The sequence below is a fragment of the Pontiella agarivorans genome, assembly GCF_034531395.1.
In the GTDB taxonomy this organism is placed as follows: Bacteria; Verrucomicrobiota; Kiritimatiellia; order Kiritimatiellales; family Pontiellaceae; genus Pontiella; species Pontiella agarivorans.
On sequence record NZ_JARVCO010000010.1, the window covers coordinates 1,214,557 to 1,231,881 of the forward strand.

Consider the following 17,325-nt stretch of genomic DNA (forward strand, 5'->3'; position numbering starts at 1 on the left):
GCGTTAATTATGCTGGCAGCCACTTTGTTTGTCTGGCCGGCAATTGATCCCTGCCGCCCGGCCGGTCAACCGTTGCTCGATCATCCGCAACTGGTTGCTGCTGACTTTGTTCACGGCGATTGTTCTGCAACGAACGGCATTATCCGCATCAATCAGCATGCCGCAGGCGATCATCCGGAAGTGATCTTTGATCTGGGGAATGTATCCCGTTATGAAATCATCCGTCTCAGCGGTTGTCTGCAGGCGGATCCGGTTCCGGATATTCATGCCGGGCATACCGTTTCGCTTCGTCTTGATCAACGGCTGGCCGACGGGCAGTTATTGCGCGGAAGCTGGCACCGGATGTCGGCCGTTGGAACGCTGGAACGTTCTTTTTTCATTCAGGATTACATGCTGGAGAACGATGCCGTTGCTACGCAGGTGGTTCTTTCGCGCCACGGTTCAGTCGGTTCGGCGGCATTTGATTCGATTCAGGCGGTGCCTGTGGTGCGGAGCGGTTTTTACCCCTGGGTCCGCTGGAGTTTTATTCTGACCTGGTGTCTGCTCGGCATATTCTATTACCGGATCTGCCGTCTCCATGAGCGTCCGCTGCGTTACCTCATTCTGCTGAATGCGCTGGTGATACTTGTTGGCGTTATGCTGCCGACACGCTGGTTTCAGTACGGGCCGGGATTCCTGCGCTGGTTTTCCCAGCTCGAAATGCAGACATCGCCGGCTGTTTCTCCGGCATATGAATTGGTTGCAGCCGGGCTGGGCAGTGGTCTGCTGGACCATTTTGAATATATTATCGGACGCTCCACCGGACACTTTCTCTTTTTTGGATCGCTGGCTTTTTTAACCTTTCTTTCGGGGGCGCTGGAGTGTCGGGAATACCGTTTTTATCCGCGGGCCGGGCTCGACATTCTGCTCTTCGGTGCCGTAACGGAGTCGTTGCAGTATTTTGCTGTGGAACGCACGGTCGACATTCAGGATATGCTTTGCAATACATACGGCATGTTGGTTGCGTTGCTGTTGTTTATACTGCTCAGAAAAATATGGAGTTCGCTGAAGTGGGAACAGGCTGGTTCAATAAACTTAGATTAAGGTTTCCCGCATTGGTGCTGCTGGGTATTACCCTGTTGTTCTGGGGGAATTATGACCGTTATCAGCCGGTGGCTGAACCCTTGTTGCAGACCCCGCTCCTGGTAAATGCTTTGCGTACCCGCGGCGATGCCTCGCAAACCAACGACACCATTCGGCTGCATGTTCCAACGGGTGGAAAAAACGCAGAGGCCCGTTTCCGGATTCTGGAAAAGCCCGCTTATTCAACCATCCGTCTTGAGGGCCGAATCCGGACTCAGAATGTGGTGCGTGGAAAATATCCCTGGAGCAGTGCGCGTCTGTTGCTGATCCAGCGTGATGCAAAAGGAAAATGGATTCCGGGAACGCATGGCCTGCTCGATGAGGAAGGGACAGTGCCGTGGACCTTTCAGCAACAGGAATTCGAGGTTTTTCCCGGTGCTGCCACGGTGGAAGTGGTGCTGCAGCAGATCGGGAAATCGGGAACGGCCTGGTTTGATCAGATTATTGCGGTGCCGGTTGAACTTAAATCCACTTATCGTCCGGTTCAACTGCTGTTTCTGGCGGCGTGGCTGTGGATGGGTTTTCTCTATTTTCGGCGTTGCCGGCTGGACCGCCGTAAACTGCGTATTCTCATTCTGCTGAATGTCTTTGCCATTCTCTGTGGAACACTGGCACCCACTCTCTGGATCCAGAAGCCGGTCGACGGTTTAAAGCTGCGGCTGGAGCAGTTGCAGAAACGACTGGAGGCAAACGAGCCAAAGCCTGTGAAGGAGAAGCCGAAGGTTTCTGAGCAGAAATCTGAAAAATCATTTTCACCGAAACCGGTGGTTCGTGAAAAGGAGACGGTCGCCGTGAACGGGATGATTGAGGCCGTTGAACAGGTGCACCGCATCGGTCATTTTGCTCTTTTTGCAACACTCTGTTTTCTGGTCTATTGCTCGGCGGCACTTGAGGGGCAGAGCCGGGAATATTTTGGAAAGGTGGCCTTTGATATTCTGCTTTTTGCCGCCGTCACAGAGTCGTTGCAGTATCTCACGATGGACCGAACTCCGGGATTCAGCGACTGGATCATTGATGTCTGCGGAATGGTTGTGGCCTTTTTGCTGTTCGGTTTGGTTCGTTTCACCGTTCCGGTGTTTTCGGAGGTTGGAAAAAGTTGATGCGGTTTCGGCGTTTGACTTGTGCTGTTGCAGTTTCTATCATCTTTCCCTTAATAAATGATCACTTTTAAAAGGAGCTCTTCCTATGAAATTCCGTTGGTTTCTGTACTCAATTTCCGGTTTGGCTCTACTGAGCGGCTGTTCTTCGCTGCCCTCTGTGGGCCCGGACTATGAAAAACCTGAAGAGTCCGCTCCGGATGCCTGGCACAGTGCGGTACAAAAAGAATTCAAAAGCGGAACGCCGGATTTGAAGACCTGGTGGACGGCTTTTAATGATCCGACGCTGAATTCGCTGATCGAACGGGCTTCGACCAATAACTTCGACCTGAAAACTGCGGCGGCACGAATTGAGCAGGCGGCGTCATTGCGCGGTGTCAGCGCGAGCCGGTGGTGGCCGGAAATTATGGCCGGCGGATCCGCTTCCGCATATCAGACTACTGAGGCGAATACCCCTCTCGGGGAAAGCCGTACCGGCGAATTATACGATGCCTCTCTTTCCATGGCCTGGGAGCTGGACCTGTGGGGAAGGGTTCGCCGTTCTGTTGAATCCGCCGATGCTTCGCTTCAGGCGCAGGTGGAAAACTATCGGGATATTCTCGTCGTGCTTTATGCGGAAATTGCCCAGAACTATATCAGCTGCCGGACGCTGCAGGAGCGGATTTATTTTGCAGAAAACAATCTGGAAGCCCAGGGGGAAACGTTGGAGCTGACGCAGAACCGTTTCGATTCCGGACTGGTCCCGGCACTCGATGTATCGCAGTCGCAGTTGAATCTTTCGCGTACAAAATCCGCCATTCCGTCGCTGCGACAGGAGTTGGTGGTGGCTATCAACCGGCTCAGTGTGCTGGTGGGGGAAATGCCCTATGCGCTCGAGGAAGAGCTGAAAACACGTGCCCCGATTCCTGCGCCGCCCGAAGAGTTGCTGGTCGGGGTGCCGGCCGATCTGCTGCGTCAGCGGCCGGATATTCGCCGTGCGGAACGCGAGCTGGCAGCACAGCATGCATTGATCGGAGCAACTCAGGCGGAGCTGTATCCGACGCTGGCGCTGCCGGGTACACTGGCGGTGGAATCCACGGGTTCCGATCTCTTCAGCGGAGCAAATACCTTTTATAGTTTCGGACCTCAGTTGAAATGGAGTATTTTTAACGGTCGCCGTATCCGCAGTCAGGTCGATGCCGAGAAAGCAGGAACAAAAGCCGCTCTGCATACCTATGAACAGACGCTGCTGCTGGCCCTCGAAGAAGTTGAAGATAATATGTCGGCTTATGCCCATGAAAAAGACCGGATTGAATCGCTGGAAGTGGCGGCGGAGGCCGCTGAGAAATCGGTTGAACTTGTCACAGAACTTTACTCTTCGGGCCTGACCGATTTCCAGAATGTGCTGAACATGGAGCAGGCACTTTTGGAGCAACAGGATCAACTGGCCCGGAGCAAAGGTCTGGTGAGCGCTTACATGGTTGGTGTTTATAAAGCGCTGGGTGGCGGCTGGAGTCTTTCCGAAAAGGATGCTGAATGAGTCGTGCGCGGCCGATTATCAATGCTTTTTTGAAAGGGCGCTTTGGTCTCTTTCTGGCCACGATGATGGCCATGTTTTTCGTCATGCCGATGGCGGGAAAAAATCAGGGCGTGGTTGATAATGCACTCGGCTGGTTCAGTATTGCGGTGCTGCTTTCCTGTCTTCGGGCGATTTCCAGCACCCGGAAGTTTTTTATGTTCATGGCCTGTCTCACGCTGGTCAATGTGATGCTGACCGGGCTTGAAATGGCATGGACTGGAGAGGCGCACGGTTTTCTTTTAGCGGTAACCGGATTCAAGGTGGTTTATTTTGTGCTCGTCTTCTACAGCATCATGCGGTTTGTCCTGATGAATGATGCGGTGACGGAAGATAAAATTTACGGAGCGATCTCCGCCTATTTCCTGATGGGAGTGATCTGGTCTTTTGTATATACCGGATTTTTTATCCAGGATCCGACTTCTTTCAATGTGCCCGAAGCCTGGCTTTCGTCTGATGCCGTCAACTCGTTCTGGGCTGTTTATTTCAGTTTTACCACGCTGACCACTCTGGGGTACGGCGATATTACGCCGCAGACACCTCTTGCTCAGTCCTATGCGATGATGGAGGCGGTTATCGGTCAGGTTTTTCTGGCGGTGATTGTTGCTCGGTTGATTGCTCTGCATATTTCCCACGAACGGGAAAATGATCAAAAAGAGTAGCCGAACCCATCGGGTTTATTCTAGCGGTGCTTTTTTCGGAAGCGAAGACACATCTACTTCTTCAATCCACTGTTTCAGGGCATTCCATCCCTTAAAACCTGCGATATCATTGAAGAAACGATAGCCATCGCCATAGTCTGGATCTTTGCTGGTTTCAATAGTATCCAGTGCATCCAGATAGTTTTTTTTCCGGCAGTACTCTGCTGCGGCGAATTGTGAGATGCCTTCGTGGACCCAAAGCGGAGCATCCTCGAGTTTCGGAAAATGTTCGTGCACCATATCGTGCATCAGTTCGTGGACTGCGGCCACCCGGAAGATCTCTTCATGCAGATGGTTTACAATATAAACAGATTCGGTTGACTGCTTTTCGTTTTTGCGCCAGCTGCCGAAAATTCCGCGTTTAACCAGCATGGTCTGGCGGCTGTAGAGTCCGCGGATGGTCACCGGTTCATCGGTTTTCCGAATGGTGCCGGAAAGCTCTTCCATCTCGGTGCGGTTTACCAGCTTCAGCTGCGGTATGGTCCGGAGCTGAAGCCCGGTCCAGGTTTCGAGCTCCCGGCGGGCGCGGTCATATTGTTCCAGCGCGGCGTCGTCTGTGTAAACCGACCAGCGGCGGCAGGTGCTGCACACGATGCGTCCGTCGCTGAGCTCAGTCGGATCTTTTGCCGGCAGGCCGCAGGAAAAGCAGGTCGGGCTGTTGCTCATGCATTCATCGCAATAGTTGTGTCGGGTAATGCTGTAGCCTGATTCAATATGTGCTCCGCAGATTTCGCAGCGGGGCAGGGTGCTGTTGAAACACTTCTTTGAGCAATATATTTTCCCCTCGGACTCGATGTATTGGCCGTTGATGGGGCGGCCGCATTTGGCACATTTCGGCCGGAGTTTATCTACGCATTGTTGGGAACAGCAGGCGTGCCCTTCATAGTTCCAGTAGCGTCCAGGCAGGGTTTCGCCGCAGACCTCGCACACGGTCGGGTTTTCGTCCGCCAGCAGTTTTGTGCCGGGAAGCACGAACAGGATCTGCAATGCGCTTAACATGGATCGACGGGAAAACATAACGCAATGCTATGCCATCACCGTCGAAACGCAATACCGAAAAATTCCTTTCCCGTGAATAGAGCATTCTTTTTTGTTCCAATGGATGGAAAAAGAGCGATAGTGTCTGTTCAACCATTGGAAAGGTAAAAATGGCGAACAGAAACAATTTGGTAATTTCGGTAATGGATCGCGACCGTCCGGGCATAGTGGCCGAGGTGACGGAAGGCATCAGCTCTCTCGGCGGCAATCTGGCCGATCTGCGTGAATCAGTGCTCCGCGGGTACTTTACGATGATTCTTGTGGCCGATTTTCCGGCCGAAGTGACCGTTGAACAGGTGCAGGAAGCGCTGGCAACAGGAAAAACCTCCCACGTTTCCGTGGAATCGGTTACGGGAACACTCGATGAAACCGAGCGTTCAGAGCAGGTGTACATTCTCTCGGCCGTGGCTAAAGACCGCGTTGGACTCGTGGCACAGGTTTCGCGTTTCTGTTACGACCGCAGCGTCAATATCCTCGACCTCGCATCGCATGTTGATGGCGATCAGTACACCATGATGCTTCAGCTGGAATTTTCCGACACCCGGTCGGTGAAAAAATTCAGATCCGAACTTTCCCGGTTCGGTGAAAAAAGCGGGCTTAATCTGGTGTTGCAGCACAACGATATTTTCCGCGCAACCAACGAAATATAGTAAAAGTTAAAATTTTAAATTGGAAACCTGACATGATCCGCTCCGACCAGATTCTTAAAACCGTTGATATGATCCAGAAAGAAAATCTGGATGTGCGCGCTGTGACCATGGGCATCAGTCTGCTGGACTGCCGTACCGGCGATGCCGAAACCACGGCACAGAAAATACAGGAAAAGATCCGGCTGCTGGCCGGAAATTTTGTGGAAACCTGCGACCATATCGGCGGCATGTACGGTGTGCCGGTGGTGAATAAGCGGATTTCGGTCACACCGGTTGCTCATGTGGGGGCCGGCTTTTCGCTGGACGGTTTTGTTCGTTTGGCTAAAGCGCTCGATGATGCCGCAGCGGAAGTGGGCATTGATATCATCGGTGGCTATTCCGCCAACGTTGAAAAAGGCATCAGCCAGGGCGATATGAACCTGATCCGTGCAGTGCCCGAAGCGTTGGCCTCCACCAGCCGCGTCTGTTCATCCATCAATGCCGGTTCTACACGACATGGTCTGAATATGGATGCCGTAGCGCTGCTGGGCGAAACCGTCAAAGCCGCCGCCGAAGCCAGTAAGGAATCCGGTGGTTTCGGTGCTGCAAAATTTGTGGTTTTTTCCAATCAGCCAGGTGATAATCCGTTTATGGCGGGGGCGATCCACGGACTCGGCGAGGCCGAAGCGGTGATTAATGTCGGGGTCAGTGGACCGGGTGTGATTGCCCGGGCGCTGGAACGAAAAATCGAAGCCGAAGGGGCCGAAAACCTTGGGTTGGATGATTTGGCGGAAGAGATCAAACAGGCGACGTTCCGTGTGACCCGCTGTGGCGAGCTGATCGGCCGACAGGTCGCCGAAACGCTGGGGCTTCCGTTTGGTGTGGTCGATCTGTCTCTCGCGCCGACACCTTCCGTGGGGGATTCGGTCGGCGAAATTCTGAATATTCTCGGGGTGGACGATATCGGGGCACCCGGATCGACCGCGATCGTGGCGATGCTGAACGATGCCGTGAAAAAGGGCGGTTCGTTCGCCTCTCAAAGTGTCGGCGGCTTGAGCGGGGCATTTATTCCGGTGATGGAGGATTCGGTGCTGGCCGATGCCGCCGAACGGGAGTGCCTGATTCTTGAAAAACTTGAGGCCATGACCTGTGTCTGTTCGGTGGGGCTCGATATGGTGCCGATCCCCGGAGACACCAGTCCCGAAACCATTGCGGCCATTATTGCCGATGAACTGATGATCGGGGTGATTAATTCAAAAACGACCGCAGCTCGGTTGATTCCGGTGCCTGGAAAAGCGGCGGGCGAATATGTTTCGTTCGGCGGTCTGTTCGGTGCCAGTGTTGTCCTGCCGGTTCGCAATACCGGGCGCTCTTCACGCTTTGTGAAGTTTGGCGGCCGCATTCCGGCTCCGATTCACAGCTTGAAAAACTGAGAACCGTAACCGCATTTCGGGAAGCCGCCTATTGAACGAAATACAGTAATGTCCCTCTAAACGGAACAGGAGGCCATCATGACATTAAGGTTGTTCGTATTGTGTGCACTGGGGCTGGCTGTTGCGGCCGGCGCGGCGGAAAAGGAGTCGGAAATGGAAAAGGCAATTTTTGCGGCGGGATGTTTCTGGGGGGTTGAAGCCCTGTTTGAGGATCTCGACGGTGTGGAGTCGGCAACGTCCGGTTATACCGGCGGACATACAGAAAATCCCACGTACAAAGAGATCTGTTATAAAGATACCGGCCATGCCGAAGCGGTGGAGGTGATCTATGATCCCGGGAAAGTGTCGTATGAAGAGCTTTGTATTCATTTCTGGCGCCTGCACGATCCGACCACAATGAATCGTCAGGGGCCCGATCGCGGGTCGCAGTACCGCTCCGCCATTTTTTATCTGAATGATGCGCAGAAGGCAGCGGCCGAAAAGGTACTTCCGGAGGCGCAGAAGCGATGGAAAAAACCGATTGTCACGGAAATCACGAAGGCCTCTGCATTCTATCGGGCGGAAGAGTATCATCAGGATTATTTCAAAAAACACGGGCCGCACGGCTGCCACTATTTGCGTGATTGGTAGGGAGGAGGCCGCCGGGTTCTGCGCGGCAGACTGCCGGTGAAATGATTCCGCCATGGGAAGAACATAAAACCTGAATTACAAAATATATCATGGAGAAAAAAGATGATTACAGTGCCGGTGAAGAGCTGGCGAATGCGATAACGCACGGGATCGGTTTTGTCATTGGTATTGCGGTGCTCGTGTTGCTGGTGGTTTTTTCCAGTCTTCGGAAAGGGCCGTGGGAAATCGTCAGCTGCGCCATCTACGGAACGACGTTTATTCTGCTGTTTCTCGGCTCCACGCTTTATCACTCCGCCCGGAAACCGGGCGTGCGGCGGGTGATGAAGATTATCGACCACTCGGCGATCTATCTGTTGATTGCCGGAACCTATACCCCTTTCACGCTGGCCCCGCTGCGGGGTGCGCTGGGCTGGAGTATTTTCGGAGTGATCTGGAGCTGTGCGCTGATCGGGATACTGTTTAAAGCCTTTTTCACCGGTCGCTTTAAGTGGGTTTCTCTGGGGAGTTATCTGCTGATGGGCTGGCTTTGCGTGATTGCGGTGAAGCCGCTGTTTGAACAGCTCTCCACAACGGGGTTCGTGTTTTTTGTGGTCGGCGGCCTGTGTTATACCGTAGGTGCTGTGTTCTATGCCTGGAAATCGCTGAAATGGTCCCATGCCGTCTGGCACCTGTTTGTTCTGGCCGGCAGTCTCTGCCACTTTTTCAGCATTCTCTTCGGTATTGCCTTGTAAAATCGCTCCTTTCCGCCCTGGCTGCATCATTTTTTTCGTCTGAAACTATCTTTTCTAACACCCACGATCGTGGGGGTTAGATGATATACTTGAGCGAAAAGATCCAAGGATTGGAAAAAATGAGTGCAATCGGTTGGGTCTGTCGGTAAAAAACATGGTTTTGAGCCAACCCCAAGGGAGTAATTTGCATGAACGTAAAGATTGAGCGCGCACTTTTAAGTGTATCCGACAAAGCGGGAATTCTGGACTTTGCCCGTCATCTGCATGAAATGGACGTGGAACTGCTGTCCACCGGCGGCACGGCGAAGGCCATTCGCGAGGCCGGTATTCCGGTGAAGGATGTTTCCGAATTTACCGGTTTTCCGGAAATGCTCGACGGCCGTGTGAAAACGCTCACTCCGCAGGTACATGCGGGGATTCTCTACATGCGCGATAATGAAGAGCATGTGAAAACGATGGAGGATCACGGGCTCGGCCAGATCGACCTCGTGTGTGTGAATCTTTATCCGTTCGAGGAAACCATCGCCAAAGAGGGCGTCACGTTGCCGGAAGCGATCGAACAGATCGATATCGGCGGTCCGACCATGATCCGCTCCGCGGCGAAGAACATGAAATTTGTGACGGTGGTCACGGATCCGGCGGATTATGCGCAGGTGATTGAGGAAATGAAGGCGAACGACGGCACCACCACCGAAGCCTTCCGTTTTGTGCTGGGTCAGAAAGTATATGCGCGAGTTGCGGAATACAACGCGGCGATCGCCACCTATCTGGCGGAGCAGGTGGCTGATCAGCAGCTGGCGAAGCCGTTTGTAAAAGCCTATTCCGACGGCAAAGAACTGCGTTACGGCGAAAACTCCCATCAGAAAGCCTGGCTCTACAAAGATGCCGACTCCCGTGAAGCCACGATTGCTCTGACTAAAGTGCTGCACGGAAAAGAAATGAGCTATAATAACTATGTGGATGGCGACGGCGCGCTTGAAGCGGTTAAAGATCTTGCCGGACGTCCCGGTGTTTCTGTCATCAAACACACCAATCCGTGCGGCTATGCCACCGGCGAAACGCTGGCCGAAGCTTTTGAAGCGGCGTGGGCCGGTGATCCGATCTCGGCTTTCGGTTCTGTGATTGCGGTCACTGAAAAGGTCGATATGGCGACGGCGTCCTGTCTTGATGGCCGTTTCATCGAAGCGATTATTGCTCCGGGTTACGACGAAGATGCACTGGATCATCTGATGAAGAAAAAGAATCTGCGGATTCTGAAACTGAATGAGCCGATGGGTAAAGCGCTGCCGCAGCGGATGGTCAAGCAGATCAACGGCGGCCTGCTGGTGCAGGATGTGGATACGGAAATTCTGGAAAGCTGGAGTGTTCCGACCGAGGTGCCATTTGCGGAAAACAAAAAAGAGCTCGCGCTCTTCGGTATTGCCGCAGCCAAGCACACCAAGTCCAACGCGATTGTGCTGGTGCAGGAATATAAGCCGGGTCAATTCCGCGTGCTCGGTATGGGGGCCGGTCAGCCGAACCGTGTGGATGCGCTGAAGAAGCTGTCGGTTTCCAAAGCCGTGGAAAACCTGAAGACGGAAAATCCGGATATCACCGAAGAGGAAATTCAGAAGATCATCGGCGAATGTGTCTTTGTTTCCGAAGCCTTCTTCCCGTTTGCCGACAGCATCGATGCCGCCAGCGAAATGGGCGCGAAGTTTATCGTCCAGCCCGGCGGTTCGATTCGCGACGACGAAGTGATTGAGGCCTGCAACAAATACGGCATTGCCATGGCGATGACCAATATGCGGCATTTCAAACACTAGTATGTAAACGCGGCTTCCGCCGCGTTTTGCACAAAAAGTCCGCCGGATAACGGGAACGGAGCTCGAAGCTTCATCGGTGTCTGTGCGGACTTTTTTTTAATTTAATGGGTTGATAATAATTCTGAAGCGCGTATAACCGCGCTTCGTTTTTGCAGAACCACGGTAAAGTGTTCTGTTCATTCGGGGTCGAATTTCTGCGATGGGCGCGGAGAGCATGGCTTCGAGTCATGCGGTAAGTGTGCCGCCTATATAAGGAAATTATGAACTTCTCCGATTTGGGGCTGAGCCCCGATACGCTTAAATCTATCCAGCTCCTGGGATTTGAAACACCGACTCCGATTCAGGAACAGGCGATTCCAATCCTGCTGGAAGGGTCAAAGGACTTTGTCGGCCTGGCGTCGACCGGTACCGGAAAAACCGCGGCTTTCGGTCTGCCGCTGCTGGAACGCGTAGACCCGTCGAACGATATGCCGCAGGGCATCATTCTTTCGCCGACCCGCGAGCTCTGCCTGCAGATTGCCGATGACCTGAAAAAATTTGCCCGGCATCACCACGTAAAAATTACGGCGGTTTACGGCGGCTCCAACATTTCCACGCAGATTCGCGATCTGAAGCGTGGCACACAGATTATTGTAGCGACTCCCGGTCGCCTGCTCGACCTGATCGAACGCCGCGCGGCAAAACTCGATCAGGTATCCGTAGTCGTTTTGGACGAAGCGGACGAAATGCTCAATATGGGCTTTAAGGATGAGCTGGACGCCATCCTGGAAAAGGCACCGGAAGATCGTGTTACCTGGCTGTTTTCGGCCACGATGGCCAAAGGGGTGGCGCGTATTGCCGCTAACTATCAGACCGATCCGGTTGAAGTCTCGGTGGGCGGCCGCAACGAAGCGGCGGCCAATATTGAGCATTTCTGTTTTATGGTGCATGAAAAGGACCGCTACCCGGCGCTGAAGCGGATTCTGGATTATCTGCCGGAAATTTACGGCGTGATTTTCTGCCGTACCCGGGCCGAAACCCAGACGGTGGCGGAAAAGCTGATGGCCGACGGCTATTCGGCGGAGGCACTGCACGGAGAACTTTCGCAGGCGCAGCGCGATGCGGTGATGCGTAAATTCCGCACCAAGACGGTACAGATGCTGGTGGCCACCGACGTGGCGGCGCGCGGTATCGATGTGAACGACATTACCCACGTGATTCATTATAAACTGTCCGACGAAACCGCTGCTTATACCCATCGTTCCGGTCGTACGGCGCGTGCCGGTAAATCCGGGGTTTCGATTGCGCTCATCAATATGCACGAGCGTCGACGGATCGGTGAACTTGAACGCCGGAACAATATCCGGATCAAACTGGAAAAAATTCCGGATGCAAAAGCGATCTGCGAAAACCAGCTGCTGGCCCTGATTCACCGGGTGGTGGATGTGAAGGTGAATGAGGAAGAGATTGCCGATTATCTGGCACCGGCCTATGAAGCGCTCTGTCATCTCGACAAGAAAGAGATCATCAAGCGGTTTATCGGTATTGAGTTCAACCATTTCCTCGATTACTACCGCAATGCCGAGGATTTGAATGCCAAGTCCAAACCGCGCCGCGAGCGCCAGCCGGGGCAGCAGCGTTCGGAAAATTCCAAACGCAACCGCCGCATGGAAGCCTATGATACCAAGCGGTTTTCCATCAACGTGGGCCGCGTGCACGGCGTGAATGCCGGAGCCATTGTCCGCCTGGTCTGCGAACACAGCGGAATTAAATCGAATAAGATCGGTGCGATTGATCTGGGACGTGATACCTCCAATTTCGAAGTCGCCAAAGATGCGGCGAATGATATCCGCAAAGGGCTGCAGAACCTTAAGCTCGACGGCCGCAGTGTCAGTGTCCGCGCAGCCTCCGGCGGAAAACCCGGCGGCAGCAGTGGACCGGGCGGTCGTTCCGGCGGACCGCGCAGGGGCGGACGTCAGCGCGACTAAGGTCCGTCGGTCTCAGGTCAGCTGCTCCAGCAGATTCTTAAATGGAATATGGGTGCAGCTGCCGAAAAGGGCATTGCCCCGCAGGGACCGGTCGGCCGTTACCGCCGGGGAGTTCAGGCCGCAGAGAAAGCGTGCCTTCTGTCGCGCACTGCCCAGCGCATCCCGGTGTTCAGCGGCCAGCGCATGGATTTGTTTCAGGATGTCAGGATCGAGGTCCGGCGTCGGACGGCCGGGGAGTCTGACGGCTTTGTCGCCTTTGCAGATGCCGCAGTGTCCGCATGCTTCGATGGGTTCGCCGAAATAGGTGAGCAGGCGGCTGGTCAGGCACCGGGTCTCTTCTGCATAGGCCACCATGGTATTGATGCGATCAATTTCTAGTTGTTCATGTTGGCTGAAGAGATCGGTCAGTTTCCGGCATAATTCGGCGCGGTCGACGTTCTGTTCCAAACGTTTGAAGCGCTGACGGTATCCGGCCATTTTCAGGGTGATGAACCCTTTCTCCTGCAGATTCTCGAATGCGCGCAGCACGACATCCCGTGGTTGTCCGCCGCGTTCGACGGCGGCATCCATATCGAGCGTAATCCATTTGCGCGCCTTTTTACCGCAGGCAAACAGTTTGCGCAGAAACGCGGCCTGCTGTTCGGAATAAGAAGAAAGAATTTCCGCGCCGGATTTATGGGCTTCGAAGCGGATGTCGCTGTAGTAGTACCCGTCGAAAGCAATAATGCCGAAGAGTTCAAGGTGGGTCAGCAGGGTGCTGACCACCAGCGGGCGGATATCGTGTGTTTTCGACAGCTCCCGGGCGGTGATGTCGATGTTGTCGCCTTCATCGAGCAGCTCGTCAACCAGCGCGGAAATATGGGCTGCATCGGGCGTATCTCCATAGACAAAGTTTTCCAGCGTGGTGGTGTCGTCGGCACAGGCAAACAGTTCGCAGATAGCGGGTTGGCCGTCGCGCCCTGCGCGCCCGGTTTCCTGCAGATAGCTCTCGAAACCTTTGGCAAGGTGGAAGTGGTAGACATAGCGGATGTCCGCTTTATCGACTCCCATGCCGAATGCAATCGTTGCGCAGATGATCGGGATTTCGCCGTTCATAAACTTTTCCTGCGTTGCGCTGCGTCGTTCATTGGCCATACCGGCGTGATAGGGCGCGGCATCAAAACCATTTTCGCTGAGGAGCTTTGCGGTTTCCTCGGCATCTTTCTGCAGATGCACATAAACAATGGTGGGGCCGGCGGGGCGTTCCCGCAGCCGCTGGATCAATAACCGGCCGCGATCCGTATTGCTGCATTCCGTTACCCGGAATTCGAGGTTGGGGCGGTAGAAGCCGGTGTTGATTACATCGGCGGGCAGAATGCCGAAGGCCCGGGCCATATCGTCCGAAACCTTCGGCGTGGCGGTGGCGGTGAGGGCGAGCACGCGTTCGACGTTCAGCGATTCAACGGCCTGGGCGAGTTTGAGATAGTCCGGTCTGAAGTTGTGCCCCCATGCGGAAATGCAGTGTGCTTCGTCGACCGCCAGGAGGCTGATCTGCTGCCCCCGGATCAAATTCAGGAAGCGTTCATTGGTCAGACGCTCCGGAGAAACGAAGAGCATTTTCAGTTCGCCGCGGCGTACAGCATTCGATACCTCGCGATAATCCTCTTCGGTCAGGCTGGAATCCAGTCGCTCGGCGGCAATGTTCTGTTCCTGCAGTTTATCGATCTGATCCTTCATCAGAGCCAGAAGCGGTGAAACCACGAGTGTCAGACCGGGCAGCATCAGCGCGGTGAGCTGGTAGCAGAGGCTTTTGCCGGACCCCGTGGGAAATATGGCCGCCGCACTGCGGCCGGCCAGGAGGGTTTCAATGGTTTCAAGCTGGCCTTTTCTGAACTGGTCGAAGCCGAAAATCTCTTTGAGTAATTCGCCGGGGGTGCTCATATCGGAATCCTTTTGAGTAATCTCTTCAGTATGGGGAAGCGGGGCTTCGGGAAAAGAATTCTTTTCAATTTGCAGAATGCTTATGAGGTCATCATGATTTCGGTTCTTTATTGACCGTGTTGGAGGGTGTGATGAAACGATGGGCTGTGTGGAGTGTTTTGTGCATATTGCTGTGCGTTTCCTGTAAAACTTCGATGAAGGAGATTCCTGAAATTGAAGGTATCGCATGGGAGCTTTCCGGAATCCTTGCTTCGGATGGACAATGTGTTCCGCCGGTTCACAACTCGCTGGTCTGGTTTAAACTGTCCGAGGGTCAAATTACGGGTAATGCGGGGGCGAACCGTTTTTTCGGTGAGTATGTCCTCAAGGGGCAGAAGATACATTTTTCGCTGATGGGCTCGGGCATGATGATGGGGACCCCGGAACTGATGGCGCAGGAGAATCAATTGCTGAAACGGCTGGGTGAGGCTGTTGATTATCAGGTGGTCGGAGAAGAACTGCAGCTGCGGAATGAAAATCAGCGCGTCGTTGTGCAGATGAAGCCGCGTCTGGAGCCGGCCCTGTTTTCCGGAGTCTGGAAAATGACGGGGGTGAATAACGGAAAGGGCGGCGTAACCAGTTTGTTGGCCGGGACTGAAATCTCCCTTGAGTTTACGCCGGATGGTGCTGTGTCGGGATCGACAGGATGTAATGTGCTCACCGGAAGCTGCACGTTGAAAGGTGAGACGATCAGGTTCAATCCGTTGGCGACCACCCGCAGGTTTTATTCGCAGCCTGAAGGGGTTATGGAGCAGGAATCGGCCTTTCTTCAGGCGCTGGAAAATTCCAGGGTCTGGAAAATCGAAGCGGATGTTCTTGAGTTGCGGGACGAATCCGGTGCGTTGCAGGTGAAGGGTGTGTTGAAGTAGGAGCTTCCAATCACTGGAATAATTTATAATAGCAGAAGCGGACGGCCTCTGGGACTATGTCTGCACAACATAAAGGAGCATGGTATGAAATGGAGTAAAATGACGGCTGTGGCTGTATGGGCTGTGGCGATCGGTGTGCAGGCTCAGGTGGAAAAGCCGGTGGTGATGGAAGAGGCCATGCTGTCGGTGTCGATTCCGGGGGTGCATGGATTTATTGATGAAGTCGGACTGGTGGCATCGAAAGCATCGCCGATGATGAACGGGGCGATGCTGAAGAGTATGCTCGGTATGCAGCTGGGCGATATGAGTCTGGCGGGAATTCCGTCGGATGGCGGCCTTTCGATTGTGGCGCTGGACCCGACGAATATTTTTGCCGTGCTTGAGGTTTCGGAAGCGCAGTCCTCGGCCTATCTGAATATGGCTAAAGCCAAAAAGCTGCAGGCGGTGTATCTCGACGGCGCTGTGGTGGTGGCCGGCGATGACGGTGCACTGAAAACGGGAAAAAGCAAGCTGGGTGCGGTTAAGGCGGAGTTGCTGGCGGGAAATGCGCCGGTGCTGAGTTTGGCGATGCAGCCGGCGGACGTTATCGAGCGCAATCGCGAGGCGGTTGACGGATTTATGCAGATGATGCCGGCGATGCTGGGTATGAGCATGATGCAGCAGCCGGGGGCCTCGTTGGATTCGACGCAGAGCATCACTAAACTGCTGCAGGGCGAACTTCTTGTGTTGCTCTCTCTTTCCGAACAGTGTTCGGATGCGGAGGTGAGGCTGGCGCCGGAAAACGGTTCGCTGGTGCTGAGCGAAACGTTTGTTCCAAAGGCTGGAACTGCGTTGGCCAAGGCGGTGAATGCACCGGTGGTTCATCAGGAAAACCCGGCACTCCATTCCGGACTGCTGGGAGAGGGGGCTGTGCGGATGGATATGGTATTTTCCAATCCGGAGGCGCTTTCAGAATTCATTTCCGCAGAAGCGGTTAAAACCGTCAAGGCGATGGATCTGGTTGATGTTGATGCGGCCGCAGTGGCGGACATCATCACTAAGTGGGTTCAGATTTATGCAGGCACAGGATGTGAAGCTGTTTCCTTCGGTGAAGATGGTTTTTCGGTGTGCTATGTGATGGAGCTGACGGATGAAAACCGAACGCTTGAAGTGCTGCGCGGTATGAATGCCGATATGACACCGTTCCTGAAAATGTATGAATCTCTGGGGATGCCGTTATCGATGGCCTTTAAAGAAAATGTCCGGGAGGCTGACGGGCTGAACATTCATGAGTTCGGTTTTGAATATGACCTCTCGGCCATGCCGGAGGAGCAGCGGGTGCAGATGGAGGCTATGGGAGTGCAGAAAATGGCGTTCGATTTGGCGATTACCGACGGCATGCTTTTCTATGCGGAAAAAGGCGGGGTCGAAAAACTTGTTGCTGCAGTGAAGGCCGGGAAGACCGCGCCGAAAATCAAAGCCCGTTCCGTTTATCCTGAGGGTGGTTTCTATTATCTGGACTGGGATATGGGAAAATATATGGCATTCGTTGCTGAATCCCTTCCGGCCGATCCTTCCACGGCGATGATGAAGCAGCAGATGAGTACGCTGTTCAAAGGCACTGCTCCGGTGACCTCGGCCGGCTTCAGAAAAGATGGCATGGTCAACTGGAGTTTAACCATTCCGGGTGACCTGATCGCAAAATGCGGTCAGATGATTATGATGGCCCAGATGCAGAGTTTACAGCAGCCGCAACCCGGTGCTCCGGGATTCGCGCCGGTTGTGCCGGGAGAGTAAAAGGAGAAAGAAT

14 protein-coding genes are annotated in these 17,325 nt (G+C 54.0%); 12 read left to right on the forward strand and 2 right to left on the reverse strand.

The annotated features are described in order from the left end of the window. The first annotated feature begins 9 nt into the window (after positions 1-9). The 4 genes from P9H32_RS12565 to P9H32_RS12580 all read left to right on the forward strand — a co-directional run bounded on the left by P9H32_RS12565 (position 10) and on the right by P9H32_RS12580 (position 4,436). Complete coding sequence (locus tag P9H32_RS12565; RefSeq protein WP_322609246.1) at positions 10-1,083, forward strand: VanZ family protein; 1,074 nt, start codon at positions 10-12, stop codon at positions 1,081-1,083. After that, positions 1,035-2,222 (forward strand): VanZ family protein, encoded by a 1,188-nt coding sequence (locus P9H32_RS12570; RefSeq protein ID WP_322609247.1) that lies wholly within the window; start codon positions 1,035-1,037, stop codon positions 2,220-2,222. Before P9H32_RS12565 ends, P9H32_RS12570 begins: the two co-directional genes overlap by 49 nt. Before the next feature lie 85 nt (positions 2,223-2,307). Next, positions 2,308-3,738 carry an efflux transporter outer membrane subunit gene (locus P9H32_RS12575; protein WP_322609248.1) on the forward strand — a complete coding sequence of 477 codons (1,431 nt, stop codon included), beginning with the start codon at positions 2,308-2,310 and terminating at the stop codon, positions 3,736-3,738. Continuing rightward, on the forward strand, positions 3,735-4,436 hold the full coding sequence (locus tag P9H32_RS12580; RefSeq protein WP_322609249.1) for a potassium channel family protein: 702 nt from the start codon (positions 3,735-3,737) through the stop codon (positions 4,434-4,436). Before P9H32_RS12575 ends, P9H32_RS12580 begins: the two co-directional genes overlap by 4 nt. A 15-nt stretch (positions 4,437-4,451) precedes the next feature. On the opposite strand, the gene P9H32_RS12585 is transcribed toward P9H32_RS12580, so the two are convergent. Then, the gene (locus P9H32_RS12585; RefSeq protein WP_322609250.1) at positions 4,452-5,492 is read right to left on the reverse strand and encodes an LIM domain-containing protein; all 1,041 of its coding nucleotides are present in this window, start codon (positions 5,490-5,492) and stop codon (positions 4,452-4,454) included. Positions 5,493-5,623: 131 nt separating this feature from the next. Here P9H32_RS12585 and P9H32_RS12590 point away from each other — a divergent pair, with 131 nt between their 5' ends. The 6 genes from P9H32_RS12590 to P9H32_RS12615 all read left to right on the forward strand — a co-directional run bounded on the left by P9H32_RS12590 (position 5,624) and on the right by P9H32_RS12615 (position 12,708). Next, entirely contained in the window at positions 5,624-6,163 is a 540-nt protein-coding gene (locus P9H32_RS12590; protein WP_322609251.1) for a glycine cleavage system transcriptional repressor, read from the forward strand. Between the two features lie 32 nt (positions 6,164-6,195). Continuing rightward, on the forward strand, positions 6,196-7,575 hold the full coding sequence (locus P9H32_RS12595; RefSeq protein WP_322609252.1) for a PFL family protein: 1,380 nt from the start codon (positions 6,196-6,198) through the stop codon (positions 7,573-7,575). Positions 7,576-7,653: 78 nt separating this feature from the next. Continuing rightward, positions 7,654-8,205: a peptide-methionine (S)-S-oxide reductase MsrA gene (msrA, locus tag P9H32_RS12600; RefSeq protein ID WP_322609253.1), complete on the forward strand. Its 552-nt coding sequence runs from the start codon at positions 7,654-7,656 to the stop codon at positions 8,203-8,205. Between the two features lie 89 nt (positions 8,206-8,294). After that, entirely contained in the window at positions 8,295-8,936 is a 642-nt protein-coding gene (gene trhA / locus P9H32_RS12605) for a PAQR family membrane homeostasis protein TrhA (RefSeq protein ID WP_322609254.1), read from the forward strand. A gap of 188 nt (positions 8,937-9,124) precedes the next feature. Further along, positions 9,125-10,741, forward strand: coding sequence for a bifunctional phosphoribosylaminoimidazolecarboxamide formyltransferase/IMP cyclohydrolase (gene purH, locus P9H32_RS12610; RefSeq protein ID WP_322609255.1), 1,617 nt, complete (start codon positions 9,125-9,127; stop codon positions 10,739-10,741). Positions 10,742-11,001: 260 nt separating this feature from the next. Continuing rightward, positions 11,002-12,708 (forward strand): DEAD/DEAH box helicase, encoded by a 1,707-nt coding sequence (locus tag P9H32_RS12615; protein WP_322609256.1) that lies wholly within the window; start codon positions 11,002-11,004, stop codon positions 12,706-12,708. Between the two features lie 12 nt (positions 12,709-12,720). Here P9H32_RS12615 and P9H32_RS12620 read toward each other — a convergent pair whose 3' ends face one another. Continuing rightward, positions 12,721-14,628 carry a RecQ family ATP-dependent DNA helicase gene (locus tag P9H32_RS12620; RefSeq protein WP_322609257.1) on the reverse strand — a complete coding sequence of 636 codons (1,908 nt, stop codon included), beginning with the start codon at positions 14,626-14,628 and terminating at the stop codon, positions 12,721-12,723. A 131-nt stretch (positions 14,629-14,759) separates the two neighbouring features. Here P9H32_RS12620 and P9H32_RS12625 point away from each other — a divergent pair, with 131 nt between their 5' ends. Continuing rightward, complete coding sequence (locus P9H32_RS12625) at positions 14,760-15,536, forward strand: META domain-containing protein (RefSeq protein ID WP_322609258.1); 777 nt, start codon at positions 14,760-14,762, stop codon at positions 15,534-15,536. Between the two features lie 84 nt (positions 15,537-15,620). Continuing rightward, the gene (locus tag P9H32_RS12630) at positions 15,621-17,312 is read left to right on the forward strand and encodes a hypothetical protein (RefSeq protein ID WP_322609259.1); all 1,692 of its coding nucleotides are present in this window, start codon (positions 15,621-15,623) and stop codon (positions 17,310-17,312) included. Positions 17,313-17,325: the final 13 nt, after the last annotated feature.